Below are 22,353 nucleotides of genomic sequence, written 5' to 3'. Positions count from 1 at the left end.
TGAACTGGCCTAATGATTTTGGACACCTCAATCGGGCGCTATGATGGCGTCCAAATCTGAGGTGTTTGGATATGCGTAAATCTTATTCATGTGAGTTCAAACTCAAGGCTGCCAGCATGGTGCTGGACGAGGGGCAGTCGGTTCCCGAGGTCTGTGCCAGCTTGGATATTGGCCCTACGGCCTTGCGCCGCTGGGTCGATCAAGTTCGCAAGGAACGCTTGGGCTCGACTCCGGTGGGAGCCAAGGCGATTACCGCGGATCAGCGAGAGATCCAGGAACTTAAAGCCTTGCTCAGGCAAAGAGACCGGGATATCGAAATCCTAAAAAAGGCCAGTGCTCTCCTGCTTTTGGACGCCAAAGATCACTCTCGTTGATCTGTGAGCTGGGCGAGCAGTACGGCGTTAACGATTGCTGTCGTGTGTTCGGAATAAACCGCAGTAGCTTTTACGCATGGCGTCAGCGCCAAGGCAAGGTGAGCCCTAAGCGAGAGAAACTCAAGGCTATGCTGGTCAAGCACCACAGGGCGTCGAGAGAGTCTGCGGGCGCTCGTACCTTGGCTAAACAGCTGCAAGCCGGCGGGCATGATGTCGGGCGGTTCATGGCTCGCAGCTTGATGCGAGAAGCAGGCATTGTCAGCCGTCAACGCCGGCGCCATAAGTACAAGTCACCTGGCGTGGAGGCTTTGGTGGCACCGCATGTGCTCAAACGCAAGTTTGATGTTGCGACGGTCAATCAGGTGTGGTGTGGGGACGTGACGTACATCAAAGTCGGCAAGCGTTGGCTGTATTTTGCGGCGGTTCTGGACTTGTTCGCTCGCCGGATTGTGGGCTGGTCGTTTTCGATGATCTCTGATGCCACGCTGACCTGCGAAGCCCTGCGCATGGCGATTGAACTGCGCGGTCGCCCAAAAGACGTACTGTTTCACTCCGACCAAGGTTGCCAGTACACCAGCCATAAATTCAGAAATGAACTGCTGGAACATGGACTCCGACAAAGCATGAGCCGTAAAGGCGAATGCTGGGATAACGCTCCGATGGAGCGTTTCTTTGGAAGTTTGAAATCAGAGTGGGTGCCAGAAGCAGGCTACGGGTCGGAACATGAGGCCCGAGCGGATGTGCAGCGCTATGTATCGCGCTACAACATCACCAGGCCGCATAGCTACAACGACTATCGGTCACCAGTCGCCAGGGAGAAGCTGGTGGCGTGAAACCTTAATCGGTGTCCAAGATTACTTGACCAGTTCAGCTTGCCGGCGAAAAAATGTGAGTGCGCCGCGTGCATTCTGATTCTTCCGCGTCATCGTTAACGACCATCGCAGGCAAGCCAGCTCCCACATTTGATCTCCATATACCCGGGTGCCTGAGCCATACCTTGAGCCCCTGTGGGAGCAGGCAGCCAGCTCCTACACATATCCGCTCTTGATCTAACCACTCAGGCCGGCTACCAGGCCGCCGTGCTTTTGCTTTTGATCTTGATCTTGATCTTGATCTAGGCGCCCCATCAAACACGCTGGCCGGAATTCGATATTGATTTGGGGGGTAAACCGACAGGGATGCCGGTTTAGCCGCCCCGCGCCATGGATGGCGCGTGGCGGCGGCCCCCCAAATCAATGTCGGATTACGGGCACACCGAGCCTAGGCGAGGTGCCGAGTGTTGGGGCAAGAGCCTTTTTGGTTACTTTTGGGGCTCTTTTCCAAAAGTGACCCGCTGTAAGAGCGGAACCATAGTCAACCATCACCCAAATAACGGATATGCCCCCCAACCCCCATCCCCTCAAACCCCAAAAAATGCAATTAACTGATCATCCACCGCAAGCATATTAAAAAAAGCTGATTATTAGCATATGACTACAAAGCCTTTTACAGACGTTTCTTAGACGAATACCTTTCAACCCAGCGACAACACACTCGACCCGACCCCTCGCATGGTGGAGGTGAGCACCGACTATACCCACCTGCGAGGGCCCCCCTGATCATGACGACCTGACCACACTTCCCGCCGCCACACCGTCCTTGCGTTTTCACTGCCGGCCCTGCCGAGCCACGGATTCGCTCGCCTATAAAAACTGCCTGATCAGGGGTTGCCTGTATGAGTCATTCCACGCTGTTCCCGCAAACCATCTACACCTTGCCCTACGACAATAATCGCCTGGCGCTGGGCGCCGTACCCACCCATGACGACCCGCTGCAAGAGCGCCTGCACCGCAAGCAGCGCCTGGCCGCCGCCTACCGCCTGTTCGGCCGCCTGGGTTTCGAGGTAGGCGTGGCGGGACATTTCACCGCCCGCGACCCGGTCCATCCCGAGCAGTACTGGATCAACCCGCTGGGCGTGCCGTTCTCGCAGATCACCGTGTCGCACTTGTTGCGCGTCGATGGCAATGGCCAAGTGGTGGAAGGCGAGGGCCTGCTGAATACCAGCGCCCTGGAACTGCACCACGACCTGCAACAGGCGCGCCCGGACGTGGTCGGCATTGCGCACTTTCATGGTTTTCATGGCCGCGTCTGGTCGTCGCTGGGCCAACTGTTCGAGCCGATCACCGCCGAGTCCGGCGCCTTCCTCAATGACCAGGTGATCTTCCCGCGTCACGCCCTGCGCACCGCCAGTGGCGCGCTGGAGCAGGACCGCAACATCGTCAGCCAGGCGTTCGTCGAGACCTTCGCCGAGAACAACCTGCTGGTGTGGCAGAACCATGGCCTGTGGGTCACCGGCGCGACGGTGGAAAGCGCCGCCTGGCGGTTCATCCTCGCCGAAGACACCGCCCGCGTGCACCTCGCCGCGCGGTCGGCCGGGCAGCCGCTGGTGCCGCCGGCGGACGCCTTGGAAGGCGGCATCGACAAGGCCCGCCACGAGTTCTTCGCCTGGCTCAACTTCCTGCCGCTGTGGGACCAGATCCGCAGCGAAGAACCCGACCTGTTCGACTGAGGCAGCTGCCATGCACACCCTGACTCGTCGGCAATTACTGTTGGCTGGCGGCACCCTCGCGGCTGGCGCGCTGCTGGGCGCCCAGGCCGCCGAACCCTTGCGCGTGTGGCGCTACAAGGGCACCGCCGCGTCGTTTCTGGCTGACGCCGGCCAGGCCGACACGCCGTACCCGGTGGAATGGGTGGATGTCAGCGGCGGCAACCTGGTACTCGAAGCCCTGAGCAGCGGCCACCTGGACTACGCGTTCATGAGCGAGATCCCGCCGATCTTCGCCTCGATCGCCAAGGTGCCGATTGCACTGGTGGCCCAGTACGCAGGCGACCGCAACGACACGAGTCTGGTGGTGAAAAAAGGCGCTGGCATCCGCACGGTCCAGGACCTCAAGGGCAAGACCATCAGCTACGTACGGGCCACCAACACTCACTACTTTGTGCTGAACATGCTCGCGCAGAACGGCCTGTCCCTGGCCGATGTGACGGCGGTACCGCTGCCGATGCAGGACGCGCTCACCGCGTTTCGCAACGGCCATGTGGATGCCATCGCCACCGGCGGCATCAGCGCGCTGCAAGCCACCAGCCAGATGGACGGCGAACTGCTGGCGGACGTCAGCCGCTACTACTCCGGCAACTACGTGATTGCGACCACGCAACAGGTATTGGCCAACCCTCAACGCCGCAGCCAGGTAGGCGATTTCTTGCGGCGTGAGCAAGCCACCTGGGCCTGGGTCAACGCCCATCCCGAACGCTGGGCCGAGCGCAGTGAAGCGCTGACCGGCATCGATCGTGCCCTGTACCTGCGCCAGTTCCAGCAGCGCAGCCGGCCGGGCCGCCTGCAAGGCATCGATGCCGACGCCATGGCCTCCCAGCAGCAGGTGGCCGACCTGTTTTATGCCAACCATTTGATCAGCCAGAGCGTCGATGCACGACCGCTGTGGCGTGACGACTTCAACCCTATTCTGAACAGTTGACCTGCCATGAAACCCATTGCCTACCGTTCCACCCTGCAACTCGCTCCCTTGATATTCGCCGGCTTTTCCTTGCTGCCAGCCTACGCCGCCACCAACGATGACACGCTCGACACGGTGATCGTCACCGGCTCGCGCGGCAGCGAGGCGCGCACCGTCACCAGCAGTCCGTCGCCGATCGATGTGATCAGCGCCCAGCAACTGGAGAAAACCGGTTCCAGCAGCCTGCGGACCGCGTTGCAGAAAACCCTGCCGTCGTTTTCCCAGCGGCCTTCGGGCACGTCCAACGACAGCATCGCGCGGCCCTACAGCCTGCGCGGCCTCAACGGTTCCAACGTGCTGGTGCTGGTCAACGGCAAGCGCCGTCACAACAGCGCGGTGATCAACCTCGACTCCACGGCGGCCTACGGCACCAACCCGGTGGACCTGGACATGATCCCGGTCAGCGCCATCGACCATATCGAGGTGCTGCGCGACGGCGCCTCGGCGCAGTACGGCTCGGACGCGATTGCCGGGGTGATCAACATCATCCTCAAGCAGAACGACAACGGTGGCTCGGTCAGCACCTCCTATGGCGAGTACACCAAGGGCGACGGCGGCACGATTCGCCAGACCCTGAACAACGGTTTCGCGCTGCCCAACGACGGCTTTTTCAACCTGTCGCTGGACGCCAAGTCCCAGCAGACCGCCGTGCGTGCCCGCGATGCGACGGGCGCGTTCTACTACCCGCAGGCCAACGGCTCACCGGACCCGCGCGAGGCCAACGACAAGGACGTGCAGAAAAACGGCCTGCCGAAAATCAAGGCGATCAACGTCGCCTACAACGCCGAACTGCCCCTGGACGACGTGACCCTGTACTCGTTCTCGACCCTCAGCCAGCGCGACGCGCGGGGCGGGCAGAACTACCGGCGGCCCAACTCCACCAACATCATCCCCTCGATTTACCCCGACGGTACGGCGCCCTTCTACACCCTGCGCGAAACCGACTACCAGGTCGCGGCCGGCGGCAAGGGCAAGGTCGCCGAGTGGAACTGGGACTTGAGTTCGACCTTTGGCCGCGACAAGGGCGTGGCCGGCGCCGACGAGACCCTCAACGCCTCGCTCGGCCCCTCGAGCCCCACGCACTTCACCACCTACACCAACTATTTTGACCAGTGGACCAACAACCTCGACCTGACCCGCGCCTTCGACATCGGCCTGAGCAAGCCGCTGCAAGTCTCGGCCGGCCTCGAGCATCGGCATGAGCGCTACAAGACCGAGTCGGGCAACCCGCTGTCTTACATCAACGGCGGCTATGTCTACCCCAGCGGTCCGCTGGCCGGGCAACCCGGCGCGGTGGGCGCCCAGGGCGCAATCACCCTGACCCCGGATGACGAAGGCCAGGCCAGTCGCAACAGCTACGCCAGCTACCTGGATGTGGGCCTCAACCCCACCGAGAAACTCTATGTGGGCGTGGCCGGGCGCTTCGAGCATTACGACGACAGCTCAGGCAACACCAGCAGCGGCAAGCTCTCGTTGCGCTATGACTTCACCCCTGAATTCGCCTTGCGCGGCACCCTCAGCAACGGCTTTCGCGCGCCGTCGCTGTCGCAATCGGTGTATGCGCAGACTGCCAACCAATACACCACCGTCAATGGCGTGGCGCAGTTCGTCGAGGCCAAGTCGGTGCGGGTCGATTCGCCGCTGGCCCAGGCGCTTGGCGCAGAGGATCTGAAGCCGGAGAAGTCGCGCAATATCAGCCTCGGCTTCGCCTACAAGCCGGTGCCCGAAGCGAATATCACTGTGGACGCCTATCAGATCGAGATCAGCGACCGCATCGCCCAGACGGGTTTCCTCTACGGCAGTGGTGTCGACCAGATCCTGCAGGCCAACGGCTTCCGCCCTGGCTACCGGGTCAAGTACTTCACCAACGCTGCCGACACCACCACGCGCGGCATCGACCTGGTCACCGACTACCGCGTCGATTACGGCGCCTTCGGCACCGTCAAATATGGCGTGGCGGCCAACTACAACAAGACCACGATCGACAGCATCAAGTCGACGCCCGCCGCACTCACCGCCGTGGGCAGCAACCTGGCGCTGTTCGACCGCGTTGCCCAGGGATACCTGACCGTGGCCAACCCCAAGACCAAGCTGATCCTCAGCGCCAACTGGAAGGTCGACAAGTTTGACATCAACGCCGGCCTGACCCGCTACGACAAGGTCATCGCCCGTGACACCAACCCGGCCTATGACGTGACCTACGGCGCCAAGTGGCTCACCGACCTGGAGGTGGCCTACAACCTCACCAAGGACCTGAACCTGGCGGTGGGCGCCAACAACCTGCTCAACGTCAAGGCCGACAACAACGCGTTCCCCCAAGGCGATATCAACGGGTTCCCCAAGTTCGGCAGCATCTCGCCGTTCGATCCCTACGGTGCGTTCTGGTACACCCGCGCGACCTACACCTTCTGATGAGGACTGCGACATGAGCCAACAAGAACGACAGATACTGCTCGGCGCCTTCATTCCGAGTGCCGGGATCATGGGGTCGGCCTGGCGCCACCCGAGTGCCGCCGCCGACTCGTTCCGCGATTTCGAGCACTTTCGCTGGATCGCCGAAAAGCTTGAAGCGGCGCGTTTTCATGCGTTGTTTTTCAATGACACGGTGAACGTCGACCTCGACCCCCTGGCCCTGGCGCGCGGCCCCAACAGCGTGCGCTGGGACCCACTGGTGCTGTTGCCGGCGCTGGCCCTGGCGACGCGGCATATCGGCCTGATCGCCACCGCCAGCACCACCTACAACGAGCCGTACAACATTGCGCGCAAGTTCGCCAACATCGATCACCTCAGCGGTGGCCGGGTCGGCTGGAACCTGGTGACCTCACTGGGCGGCGGAGAGAACTTCAACCGCGACGACCACATCAAGCACGCCGACCGCTATGAGCGCGCCGAAGAGTTCTACGACGTGGTCACCGGCCTGTGGGACAGCTGGGCCGACGATGCGTTTATCCAGGACAAGGCGTCCGGGCAATGGCTGGATACCGACAAGCTGCACGTGCTCAACCACCACGGCAAATACTTCCAGGTGCAGGGCCCGCTCAACGCCGCACGCCCGGTGCAGGGCTACCCGGTGATTGCCCAGGCCGGCTCCTCCGATGCCGGCCGGCGCTTGGCGGCGCGGGCCGGGGAATTGATTTTTACCGCCCAGCACACCGTGGAGCAGGGCCAGGCGTTCTACCGTGAAATCAAACACACCGCTGCCGGGTTGGGACGTAACCCCGAGCACCTGAAAGTACTGCCGGGCGTCTCCACCGTGATCGGCCGTACCCAGGCCGAAGCCCAGTCCAAATACGATCAACTGCAGGAGCTGCAGGACCCGAAGGCGTTCCTCAGTTCGATCTCGCGCTTTACCAGCTTGGGTTTCGACCTGTCGGAGCTGCCGTTCGATTCATTGGTGCCGCTGCCGCCCGAGAAGTTCGACACCAACACCCACAAGAGCCGGCAGAAGCTGGTGTTTGACCTGATCCGCCGCGAGCGCCCGACCGTGCGTGAGCTGTTCAACAAGCTCACCGCCGGTGGGCATCGCATCCTGATCGGCACGCCCGAAAGTGTGGCGGATGACTTCCAGGAATGGTTCGAAAGTGGCGCCGCCGATGGCTTCAACGTGATGTTCTCCGGGCTGCACCAGGGCATCGCCGATTTTGCTGATGGCGTGGTGCCGCAGCTGCAGCGCCGCGGTTTGTTCCGCCAGGAATACCAGGGCCAGACCCTGCGCGAAAACCTCGGCTTGCCGTATATCGCCAACCGTCGTCAGGGAGCGCGTTCATGAAGCCGTATTCAGTCGCACTGTTGGCGCTGCTGCTGGCCGGCTGTGGCGGCCCGTCCGGCGAGGTCAGCCAGGCCGACCCGTCCAAGCCCCACAGCGGCGGCACTCTGCGCGTGGCCCTGGACGGCGACCCGCAATGTGTCGACCCGCAGCAGGCGGGTAATAACACCGCGCTGAACGTCGGGCGGCAATTGGTGGACTCCCTCACCGACCAGGACCCGGTCACCGGCGCCATCGTGCCGTGGCTGGCCGAACGCTGGGAGGTGGATGCGGATTCGCGGCGCTTCACCTTTGTGCTGCGCCAGGGCGCGACCTTCAGCGACGGCGCGGCGGTGGACGCTGCGGCGGTCAAGGCCAACCTGGAAGGCATCCTGGCCCTGGGCGCGCGCTCGATCCTCGGCTCGACCTACCTGGCCGGGCTCAAGCGCATCGACACCCCGGACAGCCACACGGTGGTGGTCGAGTTCGAGCAGTCCAACGCGCAATTCCTGCAAGCCACCTCGACCATGACCCTGGGGCTGTTGTCGCCCGCCAACCTGGCCTTGTCGTCAGGTGAGCGCTGCCAGGGCCAGTTGGTCGGCTCGGGGCCATTTGTACTGAAGTCATTCGTACATAACCAGAAGGTGTCGCTGAGCCGGCGCGAGGACTACGCCTGGGGTTCTTCCTTGGCGGCCCACACGGGCAAGGCCTGGCTCGACGGCATCGAGTTCCTGATCATTCCCGAATCCGGCGTGCGCCTGGGCAGCCTGGCGTCCGCGCAGATCGAGGTGAACACCAGCGTCGCGCCACAGGATGAACCGGGCATCGAAGGCCAGGGCCTGGTGCTGTTGACCCGGGCCAATCCCGGCGTGGTGTTCAACCTGGCGCTGAATGAATCGACGCCGCTGTTTGCCGATATCAAGGTGCGCCAGGCGCTGAACAAGGCGATCGACCGGGCTGAGTTGCAGCGCATCATTTCCCGCTACCAGAAACCCGCCACCGCCTTGCTCGCCACCAGCACGCCGCTGTACCGCGACTTTTCCAGCCTGTTGGCCTATGACCCGGACGGCGCGCGCCGGCTGCTGGACGAGGCCGGTTGGCAAGTGGGCGCGGATGGCGTGCGGGTCAAGGACGGCAAGCGCCTGGCGTTTCGCCTGGACTACTGGCAGCAGACGCCCATCCTGGAACTGGTACAGCAGCAATTGAAGGGCGTGGGCATCGACTTCCAACTGAATAAATCCACCATCAGCCAGGTCACGGCGATCCAGGCCGGTGGAGATTTCAGCGTGCGCTTTCTCAACCTGACCCGCGCCGACCCGGACGTGCTGCGCACCGTGTATGACGCCCGGGGCTACAACATCAACAAACGCGAACCGGGCGAGGTGGACCGGCTGTTGAGCGAGTCGTCCAAGACCCTCGACAGCGCCAAGCGCCAGGGGCTGATCGACCAGGCCAGCGAGTTGCTGCTGCGTGACGGTCATGCGATTGCCCTGGTGGAGCTGGCGACGGTGCTGGCCCACGGCAAGAAGGTCCAGGGCCTGCATTACGAAGCGTCCTCGCGGCTGCAGTTCTTCGACACCTGGTTGCAGCCATGAGGGGCACCGCGCTGTACCTGTTGGGCCGTGGTGGCCAGGCGTTGCTGGTGCTGTGGGCGGCGTTCAGCCTGTCATTCGTGGTTCTGTACGCGCTGCCCAGCGACCCGGTGAGCATCATGCTCAACCAGAGCGGCGAGCAGAGCACCGTCAACCAGCAGCAAGTCGCGGCGCTACGCGCGCAGTACCACCTCGACGAGCCGCTGGCGGTGCAGTACGGCATTGCCCTGTGGCATGCCGTGCAGCTGGATTTCGGCAACTCGATCCAGAGTGGCCAGCCGGTATCGGCGTCATTGGCAGAGGCCTTGCCGAAGACGGCGGCCCTGGCGCTGGTGTCGCTGGCGGTGGCGCTGGTGCTGGGCGTGAGCCTCGCGCTGGTCGCCAGCCTGACCCGCCGGCGCTGGCTGCGCGACCTGTTGCTCGGGTTGCCGGCGGTGGCCGTGTCGTTGCCGACCTTCTGGGTGGGGCTGCTGCTGTTGCAGTGGTTTTCCTTCGGCTGGCACTGGTTTCCGGCGATGGGCAACCAGGGGTTTGCCTCACTGGTCCTGCCGACCCTGACACTCGCGATTCCGACCAGCGCGGTGATCGCCCAGGTACTGGCGCGCTCGTTGGCCGCCACCGCGCGCCTGCCATTCGTGGATGCACTGCGCGCCAAGGGATTGAGCCCGCTGCGGGTGCTGTTGACCCATGTGCTGCACAACGCGGTGATCCCGATCCTCAGCTTGAGCGGGGTGATTGTCGGCTCGCTGCTGGCCGGCTCGGTGGTCACCGAGACCGTGTTCTCCCGTGAGGGCGTCGGACGCCTGGCCCAGGGGGCGGTCAGCACCCAGGACATTCCAGTGGTACAGGGCGTGGTGGTGTTGGCGGCATTGATCTTTATCGCGGTCAACCTGCTGGTCGACCTGTTGTATCCGTTGCTCGACCCACGTATTCGCGGAGCCGCACGATGAGCCTTGCCTTGACCGCTGTTTTGCCGCGTCCGCGCCACTTGCGCGCGTTGCGCCGCCGCCCGTTGCTGCCGCTGGGCGTGATCGTCCTGCTGCTGGTGTTGGGCTGGGCGTTGTGGCCGCAGCTGTTCACGCATTTCGACCCGCTGCTCGGGATGCCGGCCAATGCCTTGCAGAGCCCGTCCCTGGTGCACTGGTTTGGCACCGACCACCTCGGCCGCGACCTCTATAGCCGTACGGTGTATGGCGCCGGGCTGTCGTTGCGCGCGACCTTGCTGGCGGTGCTGATTGCGCTGGTCAGCGGCATCCTCCTCGGGGTATTGGCGGGGTTCTTCGGCGGCTGGGTGGACGCGGTGCTGATGCGCCTGGTGGAAGTCTTGATGGCGATCCCGGCATTGCTGCTGGCCATGGCGGTGATCACGGTGCTGGGGTTTGGCACGCTGAACATCGCCCTGGCGGTGGGCCTGTCGTCGGTCGCGACCTTCGCGCGCCTGGTGCGCGGCGAAGTGTTGCGTTGGCGTGCGAGTACCTTTGTCGAGGCCGCATCGGCCTGTGGTGTCGGGCCGTGGACCATTATTGCGCGGCACATCCTGCCCCACGCCAGCGCGCCGGTGCTCGCGTTGGCCGCGCTGGAATTCGGCAGTGCGGTGCTGTCGGTCTCGGCCTTGAGTTTTCTCGGCTTCGGCGCGCCACCGCCGCAACCCGAATGGGGTCTGCTGGTGGCCGAAGGGCGCAACTTCATGATTGCCGCCTGGTGGTACACCAGCCTGCCGGGCCTGGTCGTGGCTGCGGTCGTGGTGTCGGCCAACCAACTGGCGCGGGCGTTGCAACAGGATCAAGGAGGCACACGATGACAGACCACCTTTTGCTCGACGTACGCGACCTGCGTATCGCCTATCACGGCCGCGATGGGCGCACCGAAGGCGTGGCGGGCATTGATTTCCAGCTCAAGGCCGGCGAGATCCTGGCGATTGTCGGCGAGTCCGGCTCGGGTAAATCGACCACAGCGGCAGCCTTGGTGGGCTTGCTGGCGGGCAACGCGCAGATCGAATCCGGCAGCATTCGGCTGGCAGGCGAGGAGTTGACCACTGCCAGCGAACGCCAGTGGCAAAGCATTCGCGGGCGCAGCGTGGGCTTTGTGCCGCAGGATCCGGGCTTGTCCCTCGACCCGGTCAAGCGCATCGGCCACCAACTGGTCGAGGCCCTGACCCTGCACGGCGTGCCCAAGCCGCTGGCGCGCCAGCGCAGCCTGGCACTGTTGCGCGAAGTCGGGCTGGCGGACGCCGAGCGTGTTGCACGCGGTTATCCGCATCAACTCTCCGGCGGCATGCGCCAGCGCGTGCTGATCGCCATCGCCCTGGCCAATGACCCGCCGCTGGTGATCGCCGATGAGCCGACCAGCGCGCTGGATGTGGGCGTGCAGCGGCAGATTCTCGACCGCCTGCAAACCCTGGCCCGTGAACGTGGCACGGCGGTGTTGCTGATCACCCATGATCTGGGCGTGGCCCTCGACCGCGCCGACCGGCTGCTGGTGATGCACCAGGGGCGCATCGTCGAAACCGGCGACGCCCGTCGCGTCTTCGAGGCGCCGCAGCATGCCTACACCCGGCAGTTGCTGCAGGCGGCGCCAAGCTTGTTGGTGCAGCAACGCCGGCAGGTGAGTGCGCAGCGTGTGGAGGCCACGCCGCTGTTGACGGTGCAGGGGCTGCGCAAGGATTTCTCGAGCTGGCGCCACCCGACACCGCTGGCGGTGGACGGGGTGTCGTTCCATCTGCCGCGTCATGGCACCACCAGCCTGGTGGGTGAGTCGGGCTCGGGCAAGTCGACCACTGCGCGCCTGATTCTCGGGTTGGAGCGGCCGGACAGCGGCAGCGTGGTGTTCGATGGGCAGGACATCAGCCACGTGTCGCGCCGCGAGTGGCTGGCGTTGCGGCGGCAGATCCAGGTGGTTTACCAGAATCCCTATGCGTCGCTGAACCCACGGTTGAACCTGGAGCAGATCATCAGTGAGCCGTTGCAGGCCTTTGCGTTGGGCGACAGCGCCTGGCGCCGACAGCGCGCGGCGACCTTGCTGGAACAGGTCGAGTTGCCGGCGCGGTTGCTGGGGAGTCGGCCGATGGAGTTGTCGGGCGGGCAGCGGCAGCGGGTGGCGATTGCACGGGCGCTGGCATTGGAGCCGCAGTTGCTGGTGCTGGATGAGGCGTTGTCGGCGCTGGATGCGTCGATTCAGGGACAGATTCTGACGTTGCTCGCGGACCTGCAAGAACGGCTGGGCTTGAGCTACCTGTTTATCTCCCATGATCTGGCGGTGGTGCGGCAGATTTCCGATCATGTGGTGGTGATGCAGGCGGGCAGGGTGGTGGAGCAGGGCGCTTGTGAACAGATCTTCACCGCGCCTGCCCATGACTACACCCGTAGCCTGCTGGCCGATATTCCCGGCCAGCACACCCCCTGCAGGCGCCGGCTGGCCGGCGATGAGGCGCCTTCTTTGAGCGTCAATTCGGCGACCGCCATCGCCGGCAAGCCGGCTCCTGCCAGGAGGGTGGTGCAGCTTTAGGCCTCGATAAGCTGCGGGCTGCCACTCTCCACGACAAAGTGCTTGAGCGTCGACACCGTGGCGTTGGGGTCCAGGCGGTCGGAGATCGCCTGCATCTTCACCGCCAGGCGCTCCGGTGTCAGGTCCAGCGACAAATACCCACGGGGCCGACTGTCGTAAAAGCGGATCTGCGGATTGGCCGGCAATATGGACTGCACCGCCTCGTAGCTCGGCCCATTGGAGGTGATCGAGGTGCCGACAAACTCCGCCGCCACCAGTTTCGAATCCGGATCCTCCGGCCGCTCATACAAATGGTTGGCCCAGAACGAGTGATAGTCCCCGCTCAATACCACCGGGTTCGCCACCCGGCTGTCACGCAGGTTGTCGATCAACCGCCCGCGCGCCGCCTGGAAACCGTCCCAGCTGTCGGTCCAGTACCGCGCGCCATCGGTGCCCGGCCGTTCCGCCCGCAACGGCGCCACCAGCAGGTCCTGGGCGAGCAGGTTCCAGCGGCTGTCGCTGCGGCGCAAACCGTCGTACAGCCAGCGTTCCTGCTCAAACCCCAGCAGCGTGCGCTTGGGATCGGAGAGGTCCACGCAACTGCTCAGTTCCATGTGGCCCTTGCCGAAATTCGGCGCCTGGTAGCACGGCTGGCGCGAGCGGTACTGGCGGCCATCGAGCACCGGGATCGCGGCGAGATCGCCATAGGTGAAACGCCGGTAAATCTGCGGGCTGCCATTGCTGCCCAGCGGCGGGCGCCGCAACGGCATGTTCTCCAGGAAGGCCTGGTACGCCGCCGCGCGGCGTTGCTGGAAGGCCGCGAGGGTCACGCCCGGATCCTTGGAGGACACACCGGAGTAGTCGTCCTGCACCTCATGGTCGTCCCAGGTCGCGATCCACGGTGCAGCGGCGTGCAGCTGTTGCAGGTCCGGGTCGGTCTTGTGCAATGCGTAGCGGTACCGGTAGCCGGCCAGGTCGGTGGCTTCGGGGGCGCCGTATGAGCGGGCCAGGCCTTGTGTGCCGGGGGCGTTGGTGTATTCGTAGATGTAGTCGCCGAGAAACAGCACCAGGTCGGGACGCTCGTCGGCCATGTGCCGATACGCACTGAACAGGCCACGCTCGTAATGGGCGCAGGAAGCGACGCCCAGGCGCAGGTGATCGACTTTGGCGTTCAGTGCCGGCAGGGTCAGGGCGCGGCCGGTCGGCCCGCGCTCGCCCAGGGCGATGAAGCGATACCAGTACTCGCGGCCCGGTTGCAGCCCATGCACTTGCACATGCACGGCGTGGCCGTTGATCGCCAGGGCCTGGGTCCGTCCGCGCTGGGCAATACGCTGGAAGTGTTCATCCAGGCCGACTTCCCAGTCCACCGGGATGCTCGCCGGCAGCGCGTATTCATTGCCGGGAAACAGCGGCAGCGTGCTCAATCGAGTCCAGATCACAAAGCCATCGGGCCAGGGATCGCCACTGGCGACCCCCAGCGTGAATGGCGTGGCGACATTCGCCAGCGCGCTGCCGTAACGCAACACCAGGGGCGCAGCCGCCGCCCCGGCCAGCAGGCGCAGGGCCTGGCGGCGGTTCAGATCAAAAGTCATGACAGGTCCCTAGAATTTGTAGCTGGCCTGGACACCCACGGTGCGTGGGTCGCCCGGCGTGGCGATTTGGGCGTTGGACAGGAACGAGCCGTGGTACAGGTCGTATTTCTTGTCGAACACGTTGCGGGCCCACAACGCCCCCGACCAGTTGCTGCCCTTGGGCGTCACACCCAGGCGCGCATTTGCCAGCCAGTAGGCCTGGGTGGTGGTGCCGTTGCTGCCGGTGATGCGGTCGTGGAACGAGTAGTCGCTCTCGGCGCTGAAGGTAAAACCGCCGACGTCCCACACATATTGCAGCTGGCCGCCGTAGCTGATTTTCGGGAAGTTGGTCAGGCTGGAGCCGGAGAAGTCGGTGTACACCGGGTAGGCAAACCCCACCGCGCGGGTCGCGGTGCTGTTCAGGCCCTGGTAGTCGACGTACTTGCCTTTCTTGGTGCCGAAGTACTGGCCGAGGGTCAGGCCCGACACCGGCTCCCATTGCAGTTCCAGCTCATAGCCGTAGATCTTCGACTTGGGAATATTCACCAGCCGGCCGACATTGCCCACCGCCTGGCTGATCCACACCTGCGACTGGTATTGCTGGTCGCGATAGTCGTAGTAGAACGCCGAGCCGTTGAAGCGCAGCGTATCGCTCAAGTCACTCTTGAAGCCCACTTCATAGGCCAGCAGTTTTTCCGGTTTGACCGGTGCGATCTGCTCGGCATAGCTGGAGTTGTAGGCGGTAAAACCACCAGACTTGATCCCACGGCTGACCGTCGAATACAGCAGGGTCGACGGGGTGAGCTGGTACTCGAGGCCGAGCTTCCAGGAGGTGGAGTTGCTGTCCAGGTCGCTGTCGGCGGCCGGGAAACTCAACTGCCCGAGACGGTACACGCCGTTGTTGACGAGGATGCGCTGGGTGGAGAAATCCTCGAGTTCGCGGTGTTCTTTTTCCTGGCGCACACCTACGATCAATTTCCAGTTATCGGTCAGCTGGTAGTCGCCCTGGGCGAAGGCGCTGTAGGTGTTGGATTTCTGCGTGTAGGAGGTGTAGGTGCCGTAGCCGAGGTTGGCGCTGAAGTCCGAGTAGAAGTTTTCGTCCAGGCGGTCCTGGGCGAAATACAGGCCGGTCTGCCAGTTGAAGCGCTCGTTGTCGTGGGAGGCCAGGCGCAGTTCCTGGGAGAACACTTCGATCTTGGAGTCGAAGTACTCATCCGATTGCGGGATCACCGACGCGTCCCAGTCGATGTATTCGCGGCGCCGGAAGCGGTCGGATGCGGTGATGCTGGTCACGCTCAAATGGTCATTCAGGTCGAACGTGCCCGTGAGCGCGAAGCCGGTGTTGTCGTTGTCGCGATGCGGCTTGTCACCCACCGACAGCCCGGTGAGCTTGGCAAAGCCCGGGGTGAGGCCCCAGCCGGTTTTCTTGCCGTCGTTTTCCGGGCTGATGCTTGAGTAGGCGGCGCCGTTGGCGTTGGGTTTCAGCCCCTGGTACAGGTACGAGCCGCGGCTGTCGGACTTGTCCTCGCCGGCATGCACGGTCAGGTTGAAGTTGATGTCCGGCGTGGCGTCCCAATCGAACTGGCCGCGCACCGAGGTGTTGTCCTTGTCGCCCAGGCTTTGCCCGGTCACCCGGTTCTCCTGCCAGGCGCCGCCTTGTTCGGTGATGAACGCCAGGCGTGCGCGCAGGGTGTCGCTGAGCGGCCCGGAGAGAAACCCCTCGACGTTGCTGGCGTTGTAGGAGCCGTAGCTGGTGGTCAGCCCACCGTGGAATTCACGCGTGGGTTTGTTGGTGATGAAGTTGATCGCGCCGGCTGTGCTGTTGCGCCCGTACAGCGTGCCCTGCGGGCCACGCAGCACCTCGACGCGTTCCAGGTCGAAGAGCTGGCCCTGGGTCTGGATCGGGTAGGGCAAGGCGACCTGATCCAGGTACACACCGACGGTGGAGGTGTTGTTGCTGCCGTAATCCTTGAGCCCGACGCCGCGAATGCGGAACAGCGGGTTGCCGCCGCCGTACTGCGGCGCGATGTCGAGGTTGGGTACGTAGTTCTGCAGCTCGTTGACGTTGGTCACACCCTTGTTCTGCAGGTCCTGGCCGCTAAGCGCGGTCAGGGCGATACCCACGTCCTGGGCGGATTCTTCATGCCGCTGGGCGGTCACCGTGACCTGGGGCAGGGCAGTCGTGGTCTGGTTGTCGGCCCCCAGCGCATCGCCGGCCAGCAACGCCATGAAGGGCGCACTGGCAAGGACAAATGGGCGGGCGGGTTTGGTGTAGCGATGGTTGCGAAGCAGCGAGTGCATGGCAAGGTCCCTTAAGAAATCCGATTCTTGAGCGCGGGGCAGGCGGAATGCCGTCCCATCGCGCAGGGGCCGCTCTTTGAAGAGTAAGCTGCTGACATCGATAGCAAGCTATATGCCATCATTTTGTCATAATTAAGTCGATGAATTTATTGGGGATTTTTCAACGGGCACGGATGGCGCGTTGCTTATGCAACACGCGGGCGGCAGGTTGTTACGCAAGCAACAGCGGCAGTTACACCCTTGCAGGAGCCGACTTGCCAGCGAAGATCTTCAACAATGACGCGGCAACCCAGGCGCAACGCGGTGCCCGAAAGTTTTTCGCCGGCAAGCCGGCTCCCACAGGGTCAGCGCGTACCCGGATACCGCGTCTCCATCACGATCGACAGTGCATCCGGGCGCCAGTATTCCTGGTCGAATTCCACCGCCTGGTTGTCCTCGCCGAAGTTCAGGCGCTCCAGGTACACACTGGTGGAGCCCGGCGACAATTGCAGCAACTCGGCCTGTTCTTCATTCACCGTGCCGATGTGCATCTGCAGTTCACAGCGTGATTGCACCCGCGCAAAACGGTCGCGCAGCAGTTGGGTCAGCGAGGTATTGAGGTCGGCTTCCAGCAGGCCGGGGCACCAGCTGGCGAGCAGTGCGTTGAATTCCAGCAGCACCGGGCGGCGGTCGATCCAGCGGCGTCGCTGCAGGAAAAACACCGGCTCCTGCGTCGAGGCCAGGCCCATGCGCTTGGCCAGCCAGGCGCCGGCCGGGCGCAGTTCGGCGTGCAGGCATTCGGTGCGGGGTGTGCGGCCCTGGGCGCTGACGTAATCCATGAAGCCGCTGATACGCGTCGGGTCGTAGCGGATGCGCTGCGGGCTGACGAACCAGCCCCGGCGGTTTTCGCGGTACACCAGGCCCTCGGCCTCGAGTTGCTGCAAGGCCTGGCGCAAAGTGACGCGGGTGCAGCCGAAGCGTTCGATCATTTCCCGCTCGGAGGGAAATTTCTCGTCGGCCTGGGGTACACCGGCGGCGATGTCGTGGGCGATCTGTTCGCGGATGCGCTGGTAGTGCGGCGAGATGGGGTCGAAAGGCATCCTGGGGTTCCGTGTGCAGGCATGACGTGGGGCAGACTCTACCGTTCCTGTCGGCGCAGGTCACCTGGTCCCACGCAGGCTTTATGCAAAGCGGAACGAGGCGCCATGCGCCGAGGCGGGCAGGCGATCACTGCCGTCGACGCTGAGCCGCGAGCGCAGCGTGCCGGTTTGTGCAGTGGTGCGGTACAGGCCGCGCTTTTGCAGGGCCGGGATCACCAGTTCGACAAAATCATTCAGCGAGCCGGGGCTGATCAGCGGGTTGAGCATGTAGCCGCTGGTGCCCGAGATGCGGGCGTGCTCTTCGATCTTTTGCGCGATCTGCTCCGGGGTGCCGACCAGGATCAGGTCGCTGCCACGGGTGACATTCGCAAAACGCTGGCGCACCTCGCCGGCAGTCAGCGGCTTGCCGCTGCCATCGGGTTTCATCACGTAGGAGGTCATGCCTTCGGTGTGGGTCGACAGCGCTTCATTGTCGGCGTAGCGGCTGATGTCGATGCCGGTGTCGCCGGCATAGCTCACCAACTGCGCTTGCAGGTGATAGTTGCTTTGCAAGGTGTCGTATTTTTTCTGCGCCTCGATAGCGGTGGGCGCCGTGACGATGCGCAGCACGGTCAGTGACTTCACGTCGGCGGCGCGGCGGCCACGGGCTTCGGCCTGGCGCCAGATGTCTTCGAGGCCCTGGCGGATTTCCAGTGGATTGGACTTGGCGATAAACACCAACTCCGCGTGCTTGGCCGCAAACTGCCGACCGCGCGCCGACCAGCCGGCCTGGATCAGCAGCGGCGTGCGTTGCGGCGATGGCGAGGTCAGATGCGGCCCGGCCACGCGGTAATGCTCGCCGGCATGCGCGATCGGCCGCACGCGGGCGCCATCGGCGTAGGTGTGCGCCTGTTTGTCGGCGCGCACCGCGTCATCGGCCCAGCTGCCTTCCCAGAGCTTGTACACCACGTCGAGAAACTCCTCGGCGCGCTCATAGCGGTCGTCGTGCTTGATCATCTGCTCCAGGCCGAAATTGCGCGCTGCGCTGGACAGGTACGAGGTGACGATGTTCCAGCCGATCCGCCCTTCAGACAGGTGATCGAGGGTGCTGAAGCGCCGCGCGTGGGTGAACGGGTGCTCGTAGGTGGTGGTCACGGTGACGCCGAAGGCGAGCTTTTCGGTGAGTGCCACCAGCGCCGGAATAATGCTTAAAGGATCGTTGGCCGGAGCTTCCACTGCCCATTTCAACGCCATGGCTTCGGAGCCACCGAACACATCGTAAAAGCCCAGCACGTCGCCGAAAAACATCAGGTCGAGGTTGGCTTCATCCGCCGTGCGGGCCAGGTTCGACCAGTATTTGAGGGTATTGATGCCCAGCCTTTCATCGCTGGGGTGGGTCCACAGGCTGGGCGCGCCGCCGCAGCCGACACTGGCTTGTTCATAGAGACCGAATAACAGCGGGGTAGGATCGGACATGGTGCTTCCTGCGTGCAAAAAAAGTGCGGCGACAGACTATCGCCCGTGGAGATAAGCCTTGCCGTAGTGCCGTTCCAGCCGGGCCTGGATCAGCTCCAGGCCGATCGACAACAGCCAGTAGATGACGGCGGCCGTGGTGAGCATTTCGATATAGCGGTAAGACGAGCGGCCATAGGATTGCGCGAGGAACATCACCTCCCACACGCCCATCACCGAGACCAGGGACGAGTCCTTGAGCATCGAGATGAACTGGCTGGTGGTCGGCGGAATAATGGTGCGCATGGCCTGGGGCAGCACGATCTGCCAGAACGTCACGGCCCGGCCCATGCCCAGTGCAGCGGCGGCATTGCGTTGGCCCTGGGACACGCCAAGAATGCCGGCGCGGAAGATCTCGCTGAGGTAAGCCCCGTAGTTCAACGACAGCGCAATGATCCCGGCACTGATCGCGCCGGGCACCACGCCCAGTTGAGGCAGGCCGAGGTAGATCAGCAGAATCTGGATCAGCAAGGGCGTGCCGCGAAAGAACGAGGCATAGAAACTGGCGATCCCGAACGCCACGGCGCTGCTCGACAGGCGCGCCAGGGCGGTGGCGAAACCCAGGGCCACCGACAGCCAGATCGAGCAGAAACACAAGAACAGCGTCAGCGCCGCGCCTTGCAGAAAGCCCTGGGGCGAGAGGTGCAGCCCCACCAGGTTCTGCCACTTCGCGGCGACGATGGCGAACTGCAGGTCAAAGCTCATGAACATCGCGGTGAACAGGCCCAGCATCACGCCCCAGGTCAGCCATAGCCGCACACGGAACGACAGCCGTGTGCGCTTGGCCACGGGTGGCTTGATCGTGGTCGGAGGGGTAGGGAAAACACTCATTGGGTGATGTCTGAGCCGATCCATTTCTGCGAGATCTTCGCCAGCGTGCCGTCGCTTTTCAGCTCGGCGAGAATCTGCGTCAATCTGGCATCCCATTGTGGATCACCCTTCTCGGTGGCGACCACATTCGGCTCGGCGTACAGCACCGCGCCGGTGATCTTGAAGCGTGGGTCGTGGTCGATGCGTTCCTTGGCGGTGACCAGGTTGGTGACCATGGCATCCAGGCGCTTGCCGGTGCCCAGCGCGAGGTCCTGGAAAGCGATGGTCTCGTTGTCGTAGGGCACCGCCTGCACGGCCTTGAACGGGTAGTCGATCGGTGTGTTGGCGCCTTCGATCACCAGGTCCTTGGCCAGGTACGCCTCGTAGGTCGATGCACTGCCCACGCCGACTTTTTTACCGCTGAGATCGGCTGCCGACTTGATCGTGTCGTCGTTGCTGTTTACCACGACCACGGCCGGCGAGGCGTAGTACTCGAATGGGAAGTTGAAGACCTGGCCGCGCGCGGCGCTGGGGGTCATGGAGCAGATGCACACGTCGTAGCGGCCATTCCAGCGGCCAGCGGCGATGACTTCCCAGGACGGCGTTTCGAGTTTCAGTTTCACCCCGAGTTTGTCGGCGACGGCCTTGGTCACGTCGACGTCAAAACCATCCAGCTGGTTTTGTTCGTTGAGGAATGAGAAGGGCGGGTAATTCTCCATCAGCACGCCGACCAATTGCTTGGATTGGGTGATGCGGTCCAGGGTCTGCCCGGCGAAGACCGCCGGGCTGGCCAGGAGGAGAGTGACGCTGAGCGCGGCGGCAGTGCGTAAGTTCATAAAAGCATCCAAGCGAGGTTTTTTATATTTAAACGCGATAGATGCACTTGTGTTTAATGATATTAAACGCTGTAAACCGAAGCTTTGGTTATATGTTCCTGTTGGTGCAGGTCACGCTGCCATGCCCGCAGACCATAGGCCGCCAGCCCTACAAAGCCGGCGTAGAGCGCGGCGGTGAGTTGCAGGTCCTTGTACAGGAACAACCCCACATAGGCCGCGTCCAGCAGGATCCACAGCCACCAGCTGACCACGTATTTGCGCGCCGCCCACAGGCTCGCCACCAGGCTGAAGGCGGTGAGCAGCGAATCCAGCCAGGGCAGCGCGGCATCGGTGAAGTGGTGCATCACGGCGCCCAGGGCCACGGCGCCGATCAGCCCCGCGAGCAGGTGGCGCCACGCCTCCCGGAGTGGCAGGCGTTCCACGCGGACCTTGCCCGCCTCGATGCGCCCGGTGCTCCAGCGCCACCAGCCATAACCTTGCAGCACGGCGAAGACCAACTGCAGGAGCATGTCCGAATACAGCTTCACGTCGAAGAAGATCCAGGCATACAGCAACACCGCGACCACGCTGACCGGCCAGCACCAGCGCACTCGCTGTGCGGTGAGCCAGACCCCGGCGATGTTGAAGAACACGGCGACGATTTCCAGTGGCGACATAGGGTTCTCACACGACTAGTTTTCTAGAGGCAGCGCCTGTTGCTTGAGCTGGCGCTTGCGTTCAAAGGGCAGTTTTTCCTGGTCGCCATAGGGCGCGCTGTACCAGTTGCCATACGTAGGGTTGGGCAGCAGGAACCAGCGTTGGCCGAGCCAGGCCAGGTACGGCTCGGCTGCCTTGCGCTGGTCGGCCAGGGTGTTGTGCTCGGCCTGCACGAAGTCGCCCAGCGCGTCGCCGGCGAGCATCAGCACACGGGCATGCGCGGCCACCCACTGGCGGCGGCAGTTCTTGCCATAGCCGGCCTGTTCGCAGTGGCCGGTCGGGGTGCTGGCGGCCAGTACCTGTTCGTTGCGCTGCACCGGGAAACCGCGCAGGCGCAGGTTGTCGACCGTGGCCTGGACCTGGCTGTGTTCACGGTTGGTGATGTAGTAGACGGTGATGCCTTTTTTATCGGCCGCTTGCAGGAACGCTACGGCGCCGGGCAGCGCCTGGGCCTTGGCCTGGTCGACCCAGGTGTTCCAGCGGTCATAGGAATACACCTGGTTGTTGATGATGTCCCGCGCATTGAGCGGCACGTTGTCGAGCACGGTTTCATCGATATCCACTACCACTGCTGGCGGCAGGCCGGCGAGGTTGCGCGGCGGCAAGGGCAGGGCGTCCCAGGTCGGATCGGCCAGCGCGGCGTCCAGCTGGCGCGTGGCGCTGGCGAATACCTGGCGATAAATCAGCTCGTGTTCGATGGAGGTCTGGGTCCACAGCACCGCGTCCAGTTGGTCGTTGGCGGGCGGTTGCTGCTGGCAGCCGACCAGGGCGGTGGAGAGCAGGCAGACACTGGCAAACATCAGATTACGCATAAACACTCA

General features: G+C 63.6%; 18 protein-coding genes. 10 read left to right on the top strand and 8 right to left on the bottom strand.

The annotated features are described in order from the left end of the window. The first annotated feature begins 71 nt into the window (after positions 1-71). The 10 genes from BBG20_RS33150 to BBG20_RS13440 all read left to right on the top strand — a co-directional run bounded on the left by BBG20_RS33150 (position 72) and on the right by BBG20_RS13440 (position 12,769). A complete protein-coding gene (locus tag BBG20_RS33150; protein ID WP_065899480.1) occupies positions 72-374 on the top strand; it encodes an IS3 family transposase in 303 nt (100 codons plus the stop codon). Beyond that, positions 371-1,207, top strand: a complete 837-nt coding sequence (locus BBG20_RS13480) for an IS3 family transposase (protein ID WP_065899479.1) — start codon at positions 371-373, stop codon at positions 1,205-1,207. Before BBG20_RS33150 ends, BBG20_RS13480 begins: the two co-directional genes overlap by 4 nt. A gap of 881 nt (positions 1,208-2,088) precedes the next feature. Further along, positions 2,089-2,922: a class II aldolase/adducin family protein gene (locus tag BBG20_RS13475; RefSeq protein WP_065904269.1), complete on the top strand. Its 834-nt coding sequence runs from the start codon at positions 2,089-2,091 to the stop codon at positions 2,920-2,922. A 10-nt stretch (positions 2,923-2,932) separates the two neighbouring features. Then, positions 2,933-3,889 (top strand): ABC transporter substrate-binding protein, encoded by a 957-nt coding sequence (locus BBG20_RS13470; protein ID WP_065904267.1) that lies wholly within the window; start codon positions 2,933-2,935, stop codon positions 3,887-3,889. 6 nt (positions 3,890-3,895) lie between these two features. After that, positions 3,896-6,340, top strand: a complete 2,445-nt coding sequence (locus BBG20_RS13465) for a TonB-dependent receptor plug domain-containing protein (RefSeq protein WP_065904266.1) — start codon at positions 3,896-3,898, stop codon at positions 6,338-6,340. Between the two features lie 13 nt (positions 6,341-6,353). Continuing rightward, a complete protein-coding gene (locus BBG20_RS13460; protein ID WP_065904265.1) occupies positions 6,354-7,697 on the top strand; it encodes an LLM class flavin-dependent oxidoreductase in 1,344 nt (447 codons plus the stop codon). Then, positions 7,694-9,268: an ABC transporter substrate-binding protein gene (locus tag BBG20_RS13455; RefSeq protein ID WP_065904264.1), complete on the top strand. Its 1,575-nt coding sequence runs from the start codon at positions 7,694-7,696 to the stop codon at positions 9,266-9,268. Before BBG20_RS13460 ends, BBG20_RS13455 begins: the two co-directional genes overlap by 4 nt. Continuing rightward, positions 9,265-10,215: an ABC transporter permease gene (locus BBG20_RS13450; protein WP_065904263.1), complete on the top strand. Its 951-nt coding sequence runs from the start codon at positions 9,265-9,267 to the stop codon at positions 10,213-10,215. The genes BBG20_RS13455 and BBG20_RS13450 overlap by 4 nt, the downstream gene beginning before the upstream one ends. Continuing rightward, positions 10,212-11,066 (top strand): ABC transporter permease, encoded by an 855-nt coding sequence (locus BBG20_RS13445; protein ID WP_177343944.1) that lies wholly within the window; start codon positions 10,212-10,214, stop codon positions 11,064-11,066. Before BBG20_RS13450 ends, BBG20_RS13445 begins: the two co-directional genes overlap by 4 nt. After that, a complete protein-coding gene (locus BBG20_RS13440) occupies positions 11,063-12,769 on the top strand; it encodes a dipeptide ABC transporter ATP-binding protein (RefSeq protein WP_083221389.1) in 1,707 nt (568 codons plus the stop codon). Before BBG20_RS13445 ends, BBG20_RS13440 begins: the two co-directional genes overlap by 4 nt. Here BBG20_RS13440 and BBG20_RS13435 read toward each other — a convergent pair. From BBG20_RS13435 to BBG20_RS13400, 8 genes are all read right to left on the bottom strand, one after another. Next, positions 12,766-14,340, bottom strand: a complete 1,575-nt coding sequence (locus BBG20_RS13435; protein ID WP_065904262.1) for an alkaline phosphatase D family protein — start codon at positions 14,338-14,340, stop codon at positions 12,766-12,768. The genes BBG20_RS13440 and BBG20_RS13435 overlap by 4 nt on opposite strands. Positions 14,341-14,349: 9 nt before the next feature. Next, positions 14,350-16,620, bottom strand: coding sequence for a TonB-dependent receptor (locus tag BBG20_RS13430; protein ID WP_065904261.1), 2,271 nt, complete (start codon positions 16,618-16,620; stop codon positions 14,350-14,352). A gap of 344 nt (positions 16,621-16,964) precedes the next feature. Next, positions 16,965-17,699, bottom strand: a complete 735-nt coding sequence (locus BBG20_RS13425) for a UTRA domain-containing protein (protein WP_065904260.1) — start codon at positions 17,697-17,699, stop codon at positions 16,965-16,967. Positions 17,700-17,780: 81 nt separating this feature from the next. Then, positions 17,781-19,154: an LLM class flavin-dependent oxidoreductase gene (locus BBG20_RS13420; protein ID WP_065904257.1), complete on the bottom strand. Its 1,374-nt coding sequence runs from the start codon at positions 19,152-19,154 to the stop codon at positions 17,781-17,783. Positions 19,155-19,190: 36 nt separating this feature from the next. After that, entirely contained in the window at positions 19,191-20,021 is an 831-nt protein-coding gene (locus BBG20_RS13415; RefSeq protein WP_065904255.1) for an amino acid ABC transporter permease, read from the bottom strand. Further along, positions 20,018-20,836 carry a transporter substrate-binding domain-containing protein gene (locus tag BBG20_RS13410; protein WP_065904253.1) on the bottom strand — a complete coding sequence of 273 codons (819 nt, stop codon included), beginning with the start codon at positions 20,834-20,836 and terminating at the stop codon, positions 20,018-20,020. Before BBG20_RS13410 ends, BBG20_RS13415 begins: the two co-directional genes overlap by 4 nt. A gap of 62 nt (positions 20,837-20,898) precedes the next feature. Beyond that, positions 20,899-21,492 (bottom strand): nicotinamide riboside transporter PnuC, encoded by a 594-nt coding sequence (pnuC, locus tag BBG20_RS13405; RefSeq protein ID WP_065904251.1) that lies wholly within the window; start codon positions 21,490-21,492, stop codon positions 20,899-20,901. Between the two features lie 15 nt (positions 21,493-21,507). Beyond that, the gene (locus BBG20_RS13400) at positions 21,508-22,344 is read right to left on the bottom strand and encodes a 5'-nucleotidase, lipoprotein e(P4) family (protein WP_065904249.1); all 837 of its coding nucleotides are present in this window, start codon (positions 22,342-22,344) and stop codon (positions 21,508-21,510) included. Positions 22,345-22,353: the final 9 nt, after the last annotated feature.

This window comes from Pseudomonas aylmerensis, from assembly GCF_001702265.1.
Lineage (GTDB): Bacteria > Pseudomonadota > Gammaproteobacteria > Pseudomonadales > Pseudomonadaceae > Aquipseudomonas > Aquipseudomonas aylmerensis.
This window is presented reverse-complemented; position numbering and strand designations above follow the sequence as displayed.